15 protein-coding genes and 1 pseudogene are annotated in these 17,203 nt (G+C 70.7%); 5 read left to right on the forward strand and 11 right to left on the reverse strand.

Going from position 1 to position 17,203, the window contains the following annotated elements; translation table 11 throughout:
• Positions 1-81: 81 nt before the first annotated feature.
• Genes dapF through SALPAC6_RS0111460 form a run of 3 tightly spaced genes read right to left on the reverse strand, consistent with a single transcriptional unit; the run spans position 82 to position 2,784 of the window.
• Positions 82-924, reverse strand: coding sequence for a diaminopimelate epimerase (dapF, locus tag SALPAC6_RS0111450; protein WP_018253556.1), 843 nt, complete (start codon positions 922-924; stop codon positions 82-84).
• A 7-nt stretch (positions 925-931) separates the two neighbouring features.
• Positions 932-1,975, reverse strand: coding sequence for a tRNA (adenosine(37)-N6)-dimethylallyltransferase MiaA (miaA, locus tag SALPAC6_RS0111455; protein WP_026189567.1), 1,044 nt, complete (start codon positions 1,973-1,975; stop codon positions 932-934).
• Positions 1,948-2,784 carry a class III extradiol dioxygenase subunit B-like domain-containing protein gene (locus SALPAC6_RS0111460; protein WP_026189568.1) on the reverse strand — a complete coding sequence of 279 codons (837 nt, stop codon included), beginning with the start codon at positions 2,782-2,784 and terminating at the stop codon, positions 1,948-1,950. Before SALPAC6_RS0111460 ends, miaA begins: the two co-directional genes overlap by 28 nt.
• Positions 2,785-3,053: 269 nt before the next feature.
• On the opposite strand from SALPAC6_RS0111460, the gene SALPAC6_RS0111465 reads away from it, so the two are divergent.
• Complete coding sequence (locus tag SALPAC6_RS0111465) at positions 3,054-4,262, forward strand: DUF349 domain-containing protein (protein ID WP_018253559.1); 1,209 nt, start codon at positions 3,054-3,056, stop codon at positions 4,260-4,262.
• A 110-nt stretch (positions 4,263-4,372) separates the two neighbouring features.
• Here SALPAC6_RS0111465 and miaB read toward each other — a convergent pair whose 3' ends face one another.
• The 3 genes from miaB to SALPAC6_RS0111480 form a co-directional block, all read right to left on the reverse strand.
• Positions 4,373-5,872: a tRNA (N6-isopentenyl adenosine(37)-C2)-methylthiotransferase MiaB gene (gene miaB / locus SALPAC6_RS0111470; protein WP_033666358.1), complete on the reverse strand. Its 1,500-nt coding sequence runs from the start codon at positions 5,870-5,872 to the stop codon at positions 4,373-4,375.
• Positions 5,873-5,925: 53 nt separating this feature from the next.
• Positions 5,926-6,807 (reverse strand): LLM class flavin-dependent oxidoreductase, encoded by an 882-nt coding sequence (locus SALPAC6_RS0111475; RefSeq protein WP_026189569.1) that lies wholly within the window; start codon positions 6,805-6,807, stop codon positions 5,926-5,928.
• Between the two features lie 234 nt (positions 6,808-7,041).
• On the reverse strand, positions 7,042-7,521 hold the full coding sequence (locus SALPAC6_RS0111480) for a hypothetical protein (RefSeq protein WP_018253562.1): 480 nt from the start codon (positions 7,519-7,521) through the stop codon (positions 7,042-7,044).
• Positions 7,522-7,889: 368 nt separating this feature from the next.
• On the opposite strand from SALPAC6_RS0111480, the gene SALPAC6_RS0111485 reads away from it, so the two are divergent.
• Genes SALPAC6_RS0111485 through SALPAC6_RS0111500 form a run of 4 tightly spaced genes read left to right on the forward strand, consistent with a single transcriptional unit; the run spans position 7,890 to position 11,305 of the window.
• On the forward strand, positions 7,890-8,645 hold the full coding sequence (locus tag SALPAC6_RS0111485; RefSeq protein WP_018253563.1) for an amino acid ABC transporter ATP-binding protein: 756 nt from the start codon (positions 7,890-7,892) through the stop codon (positions 8,643-8,645).
• A 54-nt stretch (positions 8,646-8,699) separates the two neighbouring features.
• Positions 8,700-9,581, forward strand: a complete 882-nt coding sequence (locus SALPAC6_RS0111490; RefSeq protein ID WP_018253564.1) for a glutamate ABC transporter substrate-binding protein — start codon at positions 8,700-8,702, stop codon at positions 9,579-9,581.
• 39 nt (positions 9,582-9,620) lie between these two features.
• Positions 9,621-10,328, forward strand: coding sequence for an amino acid ABC transporter permease (locus SALPAC6_RS0111495; protein ID WP_018253565.1), 708 nt, complete (start codon positions 9,621-9,623; stop codon positions 10,326-10,328).
• Positions 10,325-11,305 carry an amino acid ABC transporter permease gene (locus SALPAC6_RS0111500; RefSeq protein ID WP_018253566.1) on the forward strand — a complete coding sequence of 327 codons (981 nt, stop codon included), beginning with the start codon at positions 10,325-10,327 and terminating at the stop codon, positions 11,303-11,305. The genes SALPAC6_RS0111495 and SALPAC6_RS0111500 overlap by 4 nt, the downstream gene beginning before the upstream one ends.
• A gap of 156 nt (positions 11,306-11,461) precedes the next feature.
• Here the strand turns inward: SALPAC6_RS0111500 and rny are convergent, their stop codons facing one another.
• From rny to SALPAC6_RS25790, 5 genes and pseudogenes are all read right to left on the reverse strand, one after another.
• On the reverse strand, positions 11,462-13,228 hold the full coding sequence (gene rny / locus SALPAC6_RS0111505; protein WP_018253567.1) for a ribonuclease Y: 1,767 nt from the start codon (positions 13,226-13,228) through the stop codon (positions 11,462-11,464).
• Between the two features lie 479 nt (positions 13,229-13,707).
• Positions 13,708-14,370, reverse strand: a complete 663-nt coding sequence (locus tag SALPAC6_RS0111510) for a regulatory protein RecX (protein ID WP_018253568.1) — start codon at positions 14,368-14,370, stop codon at positions 13,708-13,710.
• Between the two features lie 6 nt (positions 14,371-14,376).
• Positions 14,377-15,423 (reverse strand): recombinase RecA, encoded by a 1,047-nt coding sequence (gene recA, locus SALPAC6_RS0111515; protein WP_018253569.1) that lies wholly within the window; start codon positions 15,421-15,423, stop codon positions 14,377-14,379.
• 181 nt (positions 15,424-15,604) lie between these two features.
• Positions 15,605-15,805: a DUF3046 domain-containing protein gene (locus SALPAC6_RS0111520; protein ID WP_018253570.1), complete on the reverse strand. Its 201-nt coding sequence runs from the start codon at positions 15,803-15,805 to the stop codon at positions 15,605-15,607.
• Positions 15,796-17,197: pseudogene (locus SALPAC6_RS25790) on the reverse strand (MFS transporter). Before SALPAC6_RS25790 ends, SALPAC6_RS0111520 begins: the two are co-directional and overlap by 10 nt.
• Between the last annotated feature and the right edge of the window lie 6 nt (positions 17,198-17,203).

Below are 17,203 nucleotides of genomic sequence, written 5' to 3' on the forward strand. Positions count from 1 at the left end.
GAGCCGACGCTGACGGCCGTGGCGGCTGGCCCACCAAAACTGAACCATCCGCCCAGGACGGGCCGGGCCACCGCCGGCTGGTCAGACCAGCGCCCCGCGGGCAACCTCGCCACTCGCCACCAGTACGGCGGGCCCCGCCAACCAGCAGCCCTGGGCGGTCTGGGTCACCACCAGACGACCGCCGGGCACGTCCACGGCGACCACGCCGGCGTCCCGGCCCGCGTCCCGGAGCACGATCGCGGCCACCGCACACGCACCGGTGCCGCAGGAGCGTGTCTCCGCGCTGCCCCGCTCGTGGACCCGCATCCGGACGTGGCCATCGGTACCGTCCGTCGGGCTCTCGGGGGTGATGAACTCGACGTTGACCCCGGCCGGGAAGATCACCGGGTCGAACTCCGGGGCCCGGGTCAGGTCGAGAGCCGCCAGCTCCAGCCCGGCCGGCACCGGGCAGACCAGGTGCGGGTTGCCGACATCCACCGCTGTGCCGGGCAGGGCCAGCCCGCCGAGCACCGCGAACGAGGTGCCGGCCAACCGAGGCCGCCGCATCTCGACCGCCAGCCCCTCCCCCTCGACCCGCGCCCGCACCAGACCGGCGCGGGTGGCCACCGGCAGCGCCGAGTCCGACGGCACGGCCAACCCGGTCTCCAGCAGGTAGCGGACGAAGACCCGGGCGCCGTTGCCACACATCTCGGCCACCGAGCCGTCGGAGTTCCAGTAGTCCATGAACCACTCGGCCGCATCCGCGAGGGCCGCCCCGTCGGGGTGCCGCGCGGCACGGACCACCCGCAGCACGCCGTCCCCACCGATCCCCTGCCGCCGGTCACACAAGGCCGCGACCAGGTCCGGGGTCAGCTCGAGGGTGCCGTCGGGATCGGGCAGGATCACGAAGTCGTTGCCGGTGCCATGCCCCTTGGTGAACTCCACGACCCCATCATCGCGCAGCGGGCCGGACCACTCGCAGCGCCTCTGCCACCAACCCGGCTCCGGCCGAGTCGAGCCAGGTGATTCGCGGATCCCGGCGGAACCAGGACCGCTGGCGACGGACAAACCGGCGGGTGGCGCGGATCGTCTCCTGGTACGCCTCGGCCTCGGTCAGCTCTCCCGCCAGGAACCGCAGGACCTGCTGGTAGCCGAGGGCACGGCTGGCCGTACGCCCCGCGGCCAACCCCTGGTCGGCCAGCACCCGGGTCTCGGCCACCAGGCCGTCGGCCCACATCCGGTCCACCCGCAGCGCGATCCGCTCGTCGAGCTCAGCGGTGTCCAGGTCGACGCCGACCTGCACCGACCGGTAGTACGGGCTGGGGTCGGGCAGCGCGGCGGCGAAGGGCGCACCGGTCAGCTCGATCACCTCCAACGCCCGGACGATCCGCCGGCCGTTGCCCGGCAGAATGTTCGCCGCCGCGTCCGGGTCAACCGCGCGCAGTCGCTCGTGCAGGGCGGCCGGGCCAGCCTGCGCCAGCTCCGCCTCCAGCCGTTGCCGGAGCACCGGATCCGTGCCGGGGAACTCGAAGCGTTCCAGCACGGCACGGAGGTAGAGGCCCGAACCGCCGACCAGCAGGGGCACCCTCCCCCGGGCCAGGATGTCGTCAACCGCCGCGCGGGCGAGCCGCTGGTATTCGGCGACGCTGGCCGGCTCGGTCACCGGCCAGATGTCCAGCAGGTGGTGCGGCACCCCCGCACGTTCGTCGACGGTCAGCTTGGCGGTGCCGATATCCATGCCCCGGTAGAGCTGCATGGAGTCGGCGTTGACCACCTCACCGTCGAGCGCGTGGGCGAGGGCGATGCTCAACGCCGACTTGCCGGCCGCGGTCGGACCGACCACGCCCACCACCGTGCCCGCCCCCGGCGGGGCACCGTCAGCCGGCACCGTGCCCGCCCCCGGGCGGGCACCGTCAGCCACGTCGGTGGCCGCTCCCAGGCGAGCGCCGCCAGCCGGGTCGGCGGCGCTCACCGGACCGCTCCCGTCGGCGTCCAGAAGGCGACGAGGTAGGTCACCCCGTAGGGTGCCGCGGCGTAGGCCAGCTCCCCCCGCCAGGAGCCACCGGCCGCCCGGACCGCGCCGGCCAGGACCTGCCAGGGCGCGCGGCCGGTGGCCTTCAGCCCCGCCGACAGCTCCGCGTCGACCGCGCCGAGGGCGTCTGTGTCGGCATCGGCCAGTGCCCGCGTCACCGCCTGGTCGTACGGCTCGGCGCGCGGATCGTCGTAGCCGGGTGACCACTCCACCCGGCAGGCCGACCCGTCACCCAGGACGAGCAGCCCGAGCCGGCCGGACGTACCGCCGTCCGATGCGTCCCCGATCACCGAAACGGGCCCATCCGCGGTAAGCAGGCCCGCATCGAGCAGGTCTGGGTTGAGCAGGCCCGCGCCGAGGGCGGCGCAGCGGGCGGCGGGCTCGTCGGCGGCGACCGCCACCGCGGAGCGGGGCAGCGACGTACCGGCGCGACCGAGGAGCCACGCCCCGATGGTCAGACTCAGCGGCAGCCGCGCCGGCCCGACAGCGGCCGCATCAGTGCGGTCCACGGCGTCGGTTGGCGACAGCGGCACCCGCCGGTGGATCCCGTACCGATGAAACGAGCCGTGCTCCGCGGCGCCGAGGGTCACGGTCTCCGGTCCACACCCGAGCAACACGATCCGGTCCGGCTCGGCGGCGAGTAGCCGGGCCACGGCCCCGTCACAGGCCGCACGCAGCTCGTCCAACTCGGCGGACGCGGCGCCCGCCACCTCAGGAACGAGCAGCGGCGGATGCGGGCAGACGGCGGCGGCGACCAGGGGCACGAGAGTCACGGTAGCGGCTGGTACGAACGCACCACCGCGCGCCTTCCCGCGGCCGGACCCCGGGATTCCGACTACCGACGGGTACGCCCGAACGGAGGTTCCGACACTCGCCCGTCCAGCCCCGTCGGGGCGCTAGGACACCGTATGGTCACGGTCGGCGATAGGCGCTCGACGGGGGCGGGGGCACACCTGTGACAATGCCGTAAGAGAACGTTGGGCTGCGCCGTGGCGGCGCTCGCGGGACTGACCCGTGACGCCGGGAGAACGAGGATGGGCACATGAGCGACTGGACTGCCTTCGGACGGGTGGACGCAGACGGCACCGTCTACGTGAAAACCGCTGAGGGCGAGCGGGTGGTCGGTTCCTGGCAGGCAGGTGCGCCGGAGGAGGGGCTGGCGCACTTCGCCCGCCGGTTCGCCGATCTGATCACCGAGGTGGAGCTGACCGAGGCGAGACTCAACTCGGGCGCGGCTGATGCGAGCCACTCGCTCAGCACGATCCGCCGGCTACGCGCCTCGCTGGCCGAGGCGCACGTCGTCGGCGACATCGACGGCCTCGCCAACCGGTTGGATCGGCTCGCCACCCTCGCCGAGGAGAAGGCAACCGAGGCTCGGGCCGCCCGCGACGCCGCGCGGAGCGAGGCCCTCGCCCGCAAGACCGCGCTGGTTGAGGAGGCCGAGAAGCTGGCCGCCGAGTCGACCGGCTGGAAGACCGCCGGCGACCGGTTCAAGGAGATCCTCGGGGAGTGGAAGTCGATCCGCGGGGTGGACCGGAAGACCGACGGTGAGCTGTGGAAGCGGTTCGCGGCGGCCCGGGATGGCTTCACCCGCCGCCGGGGCGCCCACTTCGCCTCGCTGGACGCGCAGCGTAAGCAGGCGCAGGCGATCAAGGAGGAGTTGGTCGTCGAGGCCGAGAAGCTCCAGGATTCGACCGAGTGGGCCCACACCGCCGGCCAGCTCAAGGAGCTGATGAACCAGTGGCGCGTCGCGCCCCGGGCGTCGAAGGAGGCTGAGCAGCGGCTCTGGGAGAAGTTCCGGGCCGCGCAGGACGCGTTCTTCACCCGGCGCAGCGAGGTCTTCTCCGCCCGCGACAACGAGCAGCGCGCCAACCTGGAGCGCAAGCAGGCGCTCCTGACTGAGGCCGAGGCTCTGGATGTCGACGGTGACCCGAAGGGCGCGCAGGCGAAACTCCGGGAGATCCAGGCGCAGTGGCACGAGGCCGGACGGGTGCCCCGGGAGGCGACGGGGGGCCTGGAGCGTCGACTGCGCGCGGTCGACGACAAGGTTCGCGAGGTGATGGACTCCGCGTGGCGGCGCACCTCTCCGCAGGACAACCCCCTGCTCGCGCAGATGCGGGCGCAGGTCACCGAGGCCGAGGAGCGGTTGGCCCGGGCCAAGGCCGCCGGGGACGCCCGGCGGGTCCGCGACGCCGAGCAGGCCCTCAGTTCCAAGCGGCAGTTCCTCAGCCTGGCCGAGCAGTCCAGCTGATTCGTTAGGCCACCGCCCGGGGCCCAGGTTCCTCGTGAACCTGGGCCCCGGGCTTGTTCAGCCCGGGTTGCGGCAGACTCGGGGGCCAACGCGCAGCATCAGCCCCGGTGTCAGCAGGGGCAGGCCGACGAGGCCGCGGGGGGCGTCGGCGGCGGGGCGCCGACCGTGGGCAACCCGAGCGACACCCCAGCGGTACGGGGTCGCTGCCCCGCCTCGGCCGCGTCGCCGGCCCGGGTACGCCGGTGCGCGAGCGGCTCACCGTCGGCGTTGAGGTGGTGTGGGGCGGCGTAGGTGACGACGGTCTGCACGATGTCGCCGGGGCGGATCTGCCCGGCGAAGCTGCCGGCGTCGAAGTGCACCAGTCGGCCGTCGCGGGCCCGCCCGGACAGCCGGCCGGTGCGCTCGTCCTTGCGCCCCTCACCGACGGCCACCAGCACCTCGACGGTCTTCCCGAGCAGCCGCCGGTTCTCCGCCCAGGTGATCTCCTCGACGCAGTCGATCAGCCGCTCGTAGCGCTCCTGCACCACCGCTTTCGGCAGCTGGTCGGCCATCGTCGCGGCGGGGGTGCCGGGGCGCTTGGAGTACTGGAAGGTGAACGCCGAGGAGAACCGCGCCGCACGGACCACGTCGAGGGTGCGTTCGAAGTCCGCCTCGGTCTCGCCGGGAAAGCCGACGATGATGTCCGTGGTGATCGCCGCGTCCGGCATCGCCGCCCGCACCTTCTCGATGATGCCCAGGAACCGCTCCGACCGGTACGAGCGTCGCATCGCCCGCAGCATGTCGTCGGAGCCGGACTGCAGCGGCATGTGTAGCGAGGGGCAGACGTTCGGCGTCTCGGCCATCGCGGCGATCACGTCGTCGGTGAAGTCCTTCGGGTGCGGGCTGGTGAACCGCACCCGCTCGAGACCGTCGATGTCACCGCAGGCGCGCAGCAGTTTGCCGAAGGCGTACCGGTCGCCGAACTCGATACCGTAGGAGTTGACGTTCTGCCCGAGCAGGGTCACCTCCAACACACCCTCGTCGACCAGGGCGCGTACCTCGGAGAGGATGTCGCCGGGGCGGCGGTCCCTCTCCTTGCCGCGCAGCGCCGGCACGATGCAGAACGTGCAGGTGTTGTTACAGCCCACCGAGATCGACACCCAACCGGCGTAGGTTGACTCCCGACGGGTCGGCAGGGTGCTCGGAAAGACCTCGAGGGACTCCAGGATCTCCACCTCGGCGGCGGCGTTGTGCCGGGCCCGCTCCAGCAGCACCGGCAACGACCCGATGTTGTGCGTGCCGAAGACCACGTCCACCCAGGGCGCCCGGCGGACGATCTCGCTGCGGTCCTTCTGCGCCAGGCAGCCACCCACCGCGATCTGCATCTCCGGGTGCTGGTTCTTGCGGGGACGCAGCTGACCGAGGTTGCCGTAGAGCCGGTTGTCGGCGTTCTCCCGCACGGCGCAGGTGTTGAAGACAACCACGTCCGGGGTGTCGTCGGCGGCCCCGGCCCGCAGGTAGCCGGCCTGCTCCAGGAGGCCGGAGATGCGCTCGGAGTCGTGCACGTTCATCTGGCAGCCGTAGGTGCGCACCTGGTAGGTGCGGGGGCTGCTCGCCGCTGCGGTAGTCATGACCACAACAGCCTATCCGGGCTGCCCGGATGGATCGGAGTCGAGCTACCACCTCAGAGCTCGGGCAGAATCCCGGCTACCTGTTCGAGCACCTCCATGCTCGTTTCGAAGGGCGCCAGCCCGGGGAACGGCACGACCAGGTCGGTGATTCCCACCCGGCGGTACGTGTCGACGGTCTCTCGAAACACATCCAGGGAGGCGAGCGCCGGCGGCTCCCGGTTCACGTACATCAACAGCCGACGCAGGGTTGCCGGGTCACGACCGACGGCCTCGCAGCTGTCGACCAGCCGACGTACCTGACCCGCGACGTCGTCGGGTCGGGCCACCGGGGGAACGACTCCGTTACGCGGGGACCGGCCGTTGGTCACCCAGATCTCGCCGTGGCGCGCGGCGAGGGCCATGCCACGGGGACCGTAGGCGGCGATGGCCAGCGGAATGGGTGCGGGCGGGGCGTCCGCCGGCGTGATGGGTGCCTGCCGCGCCCGGTAGTACTTGCCGTCGGCGTCGGTGACGGGGTTGGACAGCAGCTTGGCCATCAACTCCACGAACTCGGCGAACCGCTCGGCGCGTTCGTTGGCTGTCCACTCCTGCTCCTGGCCGAGGCTGATCGCGTCGATTCCACTCCCACCGGCACCGATACCCAGGATGAAGCGCCCGCCGCTGAGGTCGTTGAGGGTGACGACCTCCTTGGCGTACGGCACCGGGTGGCGAAGGTTCGGCGACGAGACGAGCGTGCCGAACTGGATCCGACGGGTGACGACCGCCGCGGCGGCCAGTGTCGGCACCGCCGAATACCACTCTTTCCCGACCATGTCCTGCCAGGCGAGGTGATCGTTCGTCCAGGCATGGGCGAACCCCATCTCGTCAACGGTTCGCCACATCTCCTGAGCCTGCGCCCAGGAGGCGGACGGCAGGATGAGCACTCCCACCCGCATGCTCAACAACCGGACCGGAACGTCCTCGACGTCCGGGCCGGCGCCGTCGAGCTGTCCCACCGGCTCAGCCGGGCCGGGCAGGTACGGCTCGCGAGCTGCGGTAGCTGCACGACGCCAGCCTAGCGGCTTGCCCCACTTCTTGGGCCGGTCCTCGTTTCCTCCGCGCGTGCCCCCGGCGGGCCGGCCCGGTGTCCGGCATCGCCACCACCGTGGGCGGCACCACAGCCGCGCAGGTCAGGCGGCAGCGAGGGCGGGTAGCACCGAGTCCGGGGCCCAGCGGGAGCGGTGGCACCGGGACCAGCCGCGACAGCCGGGGTTGGCTTCGGTGCAGAGCCGTTGGCGACTGAGCACCTCGCCGTCGTCGGTCTCCCGGACGTCGAAGTGCACCGGGCGGATCGTCCCGTCCGGGGCCACCAGCAGGTGCCGGGTCTCGTCGAGGGTGTCGTCGCGCAGGACACAGTTGCGGTCCAGCAGGCGGGCCAGGGTCGCGACGCTGGGCAGCTCGGCGAGGGTGTCCGGCACGCCGTAACAGTCAACGATCGTGGCGAACTCTCCCGGCGCCTGCCAGATGTCGCAGACCACGGCGTATCTCGGCAGGCGCGCCGGGTCGGCGACGGCCAGTGGCATCACCACCCGGCCGAGCGCCTCGGCCAGCGCCGGCCAGACCTCCGTCGGCCGTACCTGGTCGATTCTCCAGTTCCACAGCTCGGTCATGCCGCCTCCTCGCTGCGAGCGTCTCACCGGCCCCGGATCGGGCCTTACTGACGATGGTGGGGGGCATTTGACTCCAGTCGGGGGCAAGTTACCGGTCTGTGACCATTCCGGGCAAAATTCCCTCGAGTGATGGTGCGGTAAGCAGCGGGAAGACGACATTTTATCGGGTATAGGGCACCACTCCGCCGTACGACACGGAGTCAACCCGGCCCGTGGGGCCCACCGAGCGGTCATGAAGGCGCCTCCCCAGCTCATCGCGGGAGGGTGTTACTGCTCCGTGACCATCTGAGCGGCCCCACGCCACATTTCCCCGCCTAGAGTTTGCCAACCGGAGGCCATTCGGTCTCCCTTCCGTGACGACAGGGACGGTGGACGACGTGACGACGAGCGAACCGCTCATCGTGCTGGAAGCGGTCAACAAGTGGTTCGGGCCGCTGCACGTACTGGACAACGTCTCGCTGTCGGTCGGACGCGGCGAGGTGGTCGTGGTGATCGGGCCGTCCGGCTCCGGCAAGTCGACGCTCTGCCGCACCATCAACCGACTGGAGCCGATCACCTCCGGCAGCATCACCTTCGACGGCCAGCCGCTGCCGGCCGAGGGCCGCGCCCTGGCCAAGCTGCGCAGCGAGGTCGGGATGGTGTTCCAGTCGTTCAACCTCTTCGCACACAAGACCATCCTGGAGAACGTGACCCTCGGGCCGATCAAGGTTCGCCGGGAGAAGCCGGCGGCGGCCCGCGAACGCGGCCTGGCCCTGCTGGACCGGGTCGGCATCGCCAACCAGGCCGACAAGTTCCCGGCCCAGCTCTCCGGCGGCCAGCAGCAGCGGGTGGCGATCGCCCGGGCCTTGGCGATGCAGCCCAAGGCGATGCTCTTCGACGAGCCGACCAGCGCCCTCGACCCGGAGATGGTCGGCGAGGTGCTGGACGTGATGACCTCCCTGGCTCGCGAGGGCATGACGATGGTCGTGGTCACCCACGAGATGGGCTTCGCCCGACACGCCGCCAACCGGGTGGTCTTCATGGCCGACGGGCAACTCGTCGAGGACGCACCCCCGACGGAGTTCTTCGCCAACCCGCGCAGCGAGCGGGCCAAGGACTTCCTATCCAAGATCCTCACGCACTAGGCATCCGTTGTGGGCGTGCCGCCCCGGCGCGCCCCGTCGAAGAAGGAGACAGATATGCGTACCAAGCGCGCGGCGGTGCTCGCCGCGGTCGCCGCACTGGCGCTCGGCCTGACCGCATGCGGTGACGACGCTGATGAGGGGACCGACAACGCCGGCGGCGACAAGTCCTTCGCCGCTGGCAGCACCATGGAGCGTCTGAACGAGGCCCAGGCGATCACGATCGGCACCAAGTTCGACCAGCCGGGCTTCGGCCTCAAGGGCCTGTCCGGCCAGCCGGAGGGCTTCGACGTCGAGATCGCGAAGATCATCGCCTCGGAGCTGGGTGTTCCCGAGGACAAGATCGAGTGGGTGGAGACCCCCTCGAAGACCCGCGAGGACAAGATCACTGAGGGCAGCGTCGACATGATCGTCGCTACCTACACGATCAAGGACGAGCGCAAGGAGCGGGTCTCCTTCGCCGGGCCGTACTACGAGGCCGGCCAGAACATCATGGTGAAGAAGGACGACGACTCGATCACCGGTCCTGAGTCATTCCAGGACGGTACGAAGAAGATCTGCTCGGTGACCGGCTCCACGCCGATCGAGGAGATCAAGAAGTACGTCAAGGATGTCCCCTCCCAGCTGGTGCCGTTCGACACCTACGACAAGTGCCGGGATGCGCTCCAGAGTGGCCAGGTCGACGCGGTGACCACGGACAACGTGATCCTGCTCGGCTACATCGCGGATGACGAGGACGCCTTCAAGCTGGCCGGCCAGAACTTCACCAAGGAGCCCTACGGCATCGGGGTGAAGAAGGACGACGCCGAGTTCCGGGACTTCATCAACGACATCCTGGAGAAGGCATTCACCGACGGTAGCTGGCAGAAGGCCTGGGACGAGACCGCCGGCACGTTCGGTGCCGAGCTCGGCACGCCGCCGGCCATCGTCCGCTACTGATCTAACCTGACTGATCTGGAGGGTGGGGAGAGACCGACCGTGAGTGTGCTCATCGACAAGTTCGACGTCTTCGCGAGTGGATTCTGGCTCACCCTCCAGATCTGTTTCCTCGCCGCGATCGGAGCCCTGATCCTGGGCTCCGTCGTGGCGGTGCTACGGATCTCCCCGGTACCGCCGCTGCGGGCGCTCGGCACCGCCTACGTCAACACCTTCCGTAACCTGCCGCTGACCATCGTCATGTTCTTCGCCGCCTTCGGCCTCCCCGCGCTCGGTTCCAACGCGGACTTCCTCCGCATCCCCGGGCTCGACATCGTGTTCAGCCGGCTCGGCACCGACCTGCCATACTTTCGCTTCGCGCTGATCGCCCTGGTGCTCTACACCGCGGCGTTCGTCTGCGAGGCACTGCGCTCCGGCGTGAACGCGGTGCCCGCCGGCCAGGCGGAGGCGGCCCGGTCGCTCGGGCTGACCTTCATCCAGAACCTGCGACACGTGGTGCTACCGCAGTCATGGACGGCGTCGGTCGTTCCACTCGGGTCCGTGATCATCGCGATGATCAAAAATTCGGCGCTGATCGGCTTCTTCGGTGTCATCGGCGACCTGTCCCAGACCGCGGACCAACTCACCTCAGCCGGGGGCGAACCCTTCATTCCAGTCGCCATCGGCATCTCGATCGGATATCTGATCATGACTGTACCTCTGGGCGCACTCCTTGACCGGGTCGAACGGCGGCAGGCGGTGGCTCGATGACCCAGCAGAACAGCGTCCTCTACGACGTCCCCGGGCCCCGGCAGCGCCGAATCACCCTGTTCAGCAGCGTCGCCGCCCTCATCGGGCTGCTGGTCGGCGCGTACTTCCTGATCTACCAGCCGCTGGATGAGACCGGCCAGTTCTCGATGGAACTGTGGGGTCCGCTGATTGACCCCGGCAACGAGAACTTCGCCCTGGTCTGGAAGCGACTCGGCGTCGGCATCAAGAACACCCTCATCGCGGCGGCGCTGGCCATCGTCACCTCGCTGGTGGTCGGCGCCCTGCTGGCGGTGCTGCGGATGCAGCTCAAGGGCCTGGCCCAACGCCGCTATGCCGGGCTCGCCACCCCCCTGGCCCACCTGCTGCGCGGGCTGAACCTCACGCTGTCGGCCGTCACCCGCTTCTGCGTCGAGGTCTTCCGAGGTCTCCCCGTCGTCATCACGATCTTCTTCGTGGCGCGTGGGTTTCCCGAGTTCGGCATCACCTTCGACTATCTCTGGTACCTGGTTATCGGCCTCACCATCTACAACTCCGTGGTGATCGCCGAGATCCTCCGCTCCGGCATGCAGGGCCTCGCCGGCGGGCAGGCCGAGGCCGCCGCCGCGATCGGTCTCGCCCCGCTGCAGACCACCCGGATGATCCTGCTTCCGCAGGCATTTCGGATCATGCTTCCCGCGCTGATCAGCCAGCTCGTGGTGGTCCTGAAGGACACCTCGCTCGGTTTCATCATCAGCTATGAGGAGACGCTCAACATCGGTAAGCAGATCATCGGTGTGTTGGACAACCCCATCCAGGTCTACACCGTGCTCGCCGTGCTGTTCATCGCCGTGAACTACTCGCTGTCGAAGCTGGCCCAGGCCGTCCAGAACCGCCTCTCGCGCGGCCGGCGCACCGCCAACACGTCGGCGCAGCAGTTGCCGCCCGCCGCCCTCGCCTCGCAGACAGAGGGCACTGGTGCCACCGGTGGCGGCGTCTGATCAACCCACGTGACGGCCGGCCCTGACTCTGGGCCGGCCGTCACGTCGTCCAAACGGCTCGGCGAGCACACCACAGCGTCAGCAGCGACCAGGCTTCGGCGACGACTGGCCGCTGGCGTGAGCGGAGATGCTCCGACGCGGCGGGGCTCCGGCGGCTCAGCGGGCGATCTCGGTGACCCGGGACTCACGGACCACGGTGACCCGGATCTGCCCCGGATAGGTCAGTTCCTCCTCAATCTGCTTGGCCACGTCCCGGGCCAGCACGGAGGCACTGATGTCGTCCACGTCGTCCGGCCGCACCATCACCCGGACCTCCCGGCCCGCCTGCATCGCGAAGACCCGCTCCACGCCGAGCTTGCCCCCCGCGATCTCCTCGATCCGCTCCAGCCGCCGCACGTACGCCTCCAGGCTCTCCCGGCGGGCCCCCGGCCGCCCGCCGGAGCAGGCATCCGAGGCCTGGGTGAGCACCGCCTCGACGGTCTGCGGCGGCACCTCGTTGTGGTGTGCCTCGATGGCGTGCACGACGTCCTCGCTCTCGCCGTACTTGCGGGCGACGTCGGCACCGACGATGGCGTGGCTGCCCTCGACCTCGTGGGTGAGCGCCTTGCCGATGTCGTGCAGAAACGCGCACCGCTTGATCGTCGGCACGTCCAACCGCAGCTCAGCGGCCATGATCCCGGCGATGTGGGCGCTCTCGACGAGGTGCTTGAGCACGTTCTGCCCGTACGAGGTGCGGTAGCGCAGCCGGCCCAGCAGGCCGACCAACTCGGGGTGGATCTCGGTGATGCCGACCTCTACCAGGGCACCCTCAGCGGCCCGCTGGCAGAGCTGGGCCACCTCCTGCCGGGCCAGGTCGTACACCTCCTCGATCCGGTGCGGATGGATGCGCCCGTCCAGGACGAGCTTCTCCAGGGTGAGCCGGCCGACCTCCCGACGCACCGGGTCGAAGCAGGAGAGCAGCACCGCCTCCGGGGTGTCGTCGATGATCAGGTTGACTCCGGTGACCGATTCGAAGGTACGGATGTTGCGCCCCTCCCGACCGATGATCCGACCCTTCATCTCGTCGCCGGGCAGGTGCAGCACGCTGACCACGCTCTCCGCGGTCTGCTCGCTGGCCACCCGCTGGATCGCGTCAACCACGATCTGCCGGGCACGCTCCTCGCCCGTGCTGCGCGCCTCGGCTTCGATGTCCCGTACGAGCAGCGCGGCCTCCCGCTTGGCCTGCGCCTCGATCGCCTCGACCAGCTCGCCGCGGGCCGCCTCCGCGGTGAGCCCCGCGACCCGCTCCAACTCGCGGCGTCGCTGCTGCTCGGCCTGCTCCAGCGTTCGGTCCCGCTCGGCGAGCGCCGACTCCCGGGCATCCAGGGCCGCGCTGGCGGCGCTGAGCTGCCGATCCCGCTCGCCGAGCCGCTCGACCTCCTCGGTGTGCAGCCGCTCCCGGTCGTCCATCCGGGCAGCCCGCCGCTCCACCTCCGCCGCCTGTTCCCGGGTGGTCGCGGCGAGGACAGCGGCTTCCCGTTCTCCGCTGCGCCGGGCGGCGGTCCGTAGCTGTTCGGCTTCGGCCTCGGCCTGCTTGTGCACCCGTTCCAGGAGGGTGTCGGCTTCGGCGCGGGCACCGTCGAGCACCCGCCGGGCTTCGGCGCGGGCCGCCTTGGCCTCGGCGCGGGCGGCGGCGGCTTCGGTGCGGGCCGCGGCGGCGGCGGACTTGGCCGCGTCGATGGTGCTGTTCGCCTCGTCGGCGGCCGACCGCAGCGCGGCGAGGGATTGTTCCTGGCGGTCTTTCTCCGCGATGAAGGCCGGGTCCTCGGGCCGCGAGGTGCCGGCGATACCGCGGACGGCCCGGACGCCCATCAGCACCGCACCGACCACGATGACGGTGAGCAGCAGGACGGCCACGAGGAGGACCGCGTCGAGCCCGTTCATGGTGAGCTTCCTGTCGACCCCTGCCGCCTCGCCATCGCGCGCCTCCCCTTGACCGTCGCGCCGCCGGCAACGTGCGGTGGGCGCGCTCCCGCGGCTCTGGACGCCCGACCGGAGCGGCTGACCGAAAGGGGAGCCCTCCCGTCGGCGGCACCGCCGACGGGAGCTGCAGTTGTCGCGTCGGCTCCGGACCGGCCGGTTCCGGAGCTGACACAGGGCCAACGAATCGGCCCAAATTGATGCTGTTCTGTTACACGATCTATGTTGTGCGCTTTGCCTGCGCTGGTCGGGCAATGTGAGCCTTATGGCGAGGCTAGGTCCCCGGAGCCGGTCCGGTCAAGGAAACCATGATCAATGCATCCGAACGGAGAGGATTTACAGCGTTACGCAACGCTGATCTATAATCGGGCGAAAGTCCATAAAAGGGATGTAATCGTCTTTGGCCTACGTGACTGCGACCAAGCGGCCACGTAAGCCCTTGGTCAGGGATCGACCTCGGTGTCGCTGAGCGCCTCAGCGTCGATCCGCTCCGCGAACTCAGCCGCCTCGGCGCTCTGCGCCGCGAGGGCCTCCTTCGCCGCCCGAATCGCCACCCCCGGTGGGTAGCCCTTGCGGGCCAACATGCCGACCAGTCGCCGAAACACCGCGTCCGGCGCGCCCCGGCTGGCACGCAGCTTCCGCTCCGCCAGGGCACGGGCCGTCTCCGCCTCGGTCTCGTCGTCCAGCTCGCCGAGCGCGGCCTTCGCCACGTCACCATCGACGCCACGTTGGCGCAGCTCGGTGGCGAGGGCACGGCGGGCGAGGCCACGGCCGGCGTGTCGGCTGGAGACCCAGGCCCGCGCGAAGGCCGCGTCATCGATCATGCCGACCTCGTCGTAGCGGTCGAGGACCGCGGTGGCGACCTCCGGCGAGATGCCCCGCCGCGTCAGTGCCTGGGCCAGCTCGGCCCGGGTACGCGGACGCACGGCGAGCTGCCGCAGACAGACCTCCCGCGCCAGCTCGGCCTCGTCCGTGGGCGAGGCCGAGCTGGTCGTGGCGTCGGCGTTACGTCGGCCACGGCGGGGGGCAGCCGCCGTGGTGGCGTCACCCGTGCGCGGTGGGCTGGCGTCCCATCCCCGCCCCGTACGGGCTCGTCGTGACGGCACCGGTCTTTAGAAGTCGACCGGCGGCAGCTCCGGACCGCCAGCGGCGTCACCCGCGCCGGCACCGACGCCGAGCTTCTCCAGGATCTTCTTCTCGATCTCGGCGGCCACGTCCGGGTTTTCCCGAAGGAACTCGCGGGCCTTCTCCTTGCCCTGGCCGAGCTGGTCGCCCTCGTAGGTGTACCACGCGCCGGACTTCCGGATGATCGCCTGCTCGACGCCCACGTCGATCAGCGAACCCTCACGGGAGATTCCCTTGCCGTACATGATGTCGAACTCGGCCTGCTTGAACGGCGCGGCCACCTTGTTCTTCACGACCTTGACCCGGGTGCGGTTACCGACCACGTCGGTGCCGTCCTTGAGGCTCTCGATGCGGCGCACGTCGAGCCGGACCGAGGCGTAGAACTTCAGCGCCCGCCCACCGGTGGTGGTCTCGGGGCTGCCGAACATGACGCCGATCTTCTCGCGGAGCTGGTTGATGAAGACCGCCGTCGTGCCGGTGTGACTGAGCACACCGGTCATCTTGCGCAGGGCCTGGCTCATCAGCCGGGCCTGGAGACCCACGTGGCTGTCGCCCATCTCACCCTCGATCTCGGCGCGCGGCACCAGCGCGGCCACCGAGTCGATCACGATGATGTCGAGCGCACCGGAGCGGACCAGCATGTCCGCGATCTCCAGAGCCTGCTCGCCAGTATCCGGCTGGGAGACCAGCAGGGCGTCGGTGTCGACGCCGAGGGCCCGGGCGTATTCCGGGTCGAGGGCGTGCTCGGCGTCAACGAAGGCGGCGATGCCGCCGGAGCGCTGGGCGTTGGCCACCGCGTGCAGCGCCACCGTCGTCTTACCGCTGCTCTCCGGGCCGTAGACCTCAATGACCCGCCCCCGGGGCAGGCCACCCACGCCGAGGGCCACATCCAACGCGATGGACCCGGTCGGAACCACCGCGGTCTGCACGACCGGGCGCTCCCCCAGTCGCATCACCGAACCTTTGCCGAACTGTTTGTCGATCTGAGCGAGGGCAAGGTCGAGTGCCCTCTCCCGATCAGGCACTGCCGCCATCGTCGCCACCCCTGCCTTCGCCGACTTCGCTGAGCTTCGCGTCACGCGGACACGCTAGGCGCATGGTCCGACAGAACACCAGCGACCATGCCGTGAGCTGTGGACGAGCGCCTCGCTGTGGACAATAGCCGAACAGGTGTACGAGCAGCGGCGTGACCCGCGAACGTAACGAAATGACTGCTCAACGGAGCCGCGCCGGCACCCGGTCCGGGTACGCGGCGACCACCGCACGCCACACGACGTGGGTCTCCTCCCCCGCCGCGAGCGCCTGCTCGATCGTCCGCTCGCCGAGGGGCGCCAGGACCTGGTCGCTGGCGATGCTGGCCGCGTAGCCCGGCCCGAACGTCTCCTCCAGCCGCGCCCAAAAGTCGGTCAGCCGCACGTGTCATCCTCCCGGTCGGGCGCCCCCGGTGGGCCCTCGACGTAACGCTAACGCCACCAACGGCACCACCACGATCGCCGCCAGCAGGGTGAGCACCGGATAGCCGGCCGCCCGCATGACGAACCCGCTGACCGCGGCGGCGCCGGCGCCGGCGAGCCCCATGGTCAGATCGGAGAAGCCCTGCACACTCGGCCGCACCGATGCCGGCACCGACTCCGACAGCAGGGTGGAGCCGCCCACCATGGTGCCGGACCAACCCAACCCGAGCAGGACCAGACCCACCGAGAGCTGCGGCGTGTGGTGGCCGGCGGTGCCGGCGACGGCGCACGCGGCGAGCAGCAGCCCAACCCCGCCGAGGATGACCGCCGGCCGGCCGAGCCGGTCGGCGAGCCAGCCCACCAGCGGGGACAGCGCGTACATGCCGGCGATGTGCAGGCTCAGCACGATCCCGACCACCCGTAGGACGTCCGCGTCGCCATGCGACTCGCCGAGCCGTACCGGGGTCATCGACATCACCGCCACCATCACCGCGTGCCCGACCGCCACCGCCGCGACGCCGAGCCGGGCCGCCGGGCGGTCGCGGACCACCTGCCAGGCCGCCCGCATCCCCGCGCCACGCCGGGCCGCCGGGCGCGGGGGCGTCATGGGCTCGGCCTCCGGATGCGGAGGCGTCATGGGCTCGGCCTCCGGATGCGGAGGCGTCGTGGACTCGGCCGCCGGGCGCGGGGGCGTCATGGACTCAGCCACCGACAGTCGCCGCGCGGTGCGCAGCGGGTCGGGCCGAAGCAGCGCGAAGAGCACGCCAGCGGCCAGCACGAAGGCGACGGCGCTGAAGGCGAACGGGCCGGCCAGTGGCGGCAGCCCCCACCCGCCGGCGACCGCGTCGGCGAGCCCCGCGAAGTTCGGGGCGGCCACCGCCCCGATGGTGGTGGCCCAGACGATCAGGGCGAGCTGCCGGCCCCGACGCGCCGGCTCGGCGAGGTCCACCGCGGCGTACCGGGCTTGGAGGTTCGCGGCGGTGCCGCCCCCGAACAGCAGACTGCCGAGGAAGAGCAGCGGCACGATTCGGGTGACCGCGGCGAGCACCACCAGCGCCGCGCCGACCGCGCCGACCAGATAGGCGACGACCAGCCCTGGACGACGCCCGTGCCCGTTCGTGATCCGGGTGATCGGGATGGCGAGCAGCGCGGCACCCACCACAGTGGCGCTCTGGGTTAGGCCGGCGACCGCGGTGCCGGCGATCCGGGCTGCGAGCAGCGCCCCGACCGCGATCCCGATGGTGACGCCGATGCCACCGATGATCTGGGTGCCGAACAGCAGACCCAGGGTTCGCCGTTGGATCGGCGCCGCATCCGACCGGATCCGGGCCGGCGCGATCAGCTCGGTAGTCACAGACGA

The sequence above is a fragment of the Salinispora mooreana genome (genome assembly GCF_000379065.1).
Taxonomy (GTDB): domain Bacteria; phylum Actinomycetota; class Actinomycetes; order Mycobacteriales; family Micromonosporaceae; genus Micromonospora; species Micromonospora mooreana.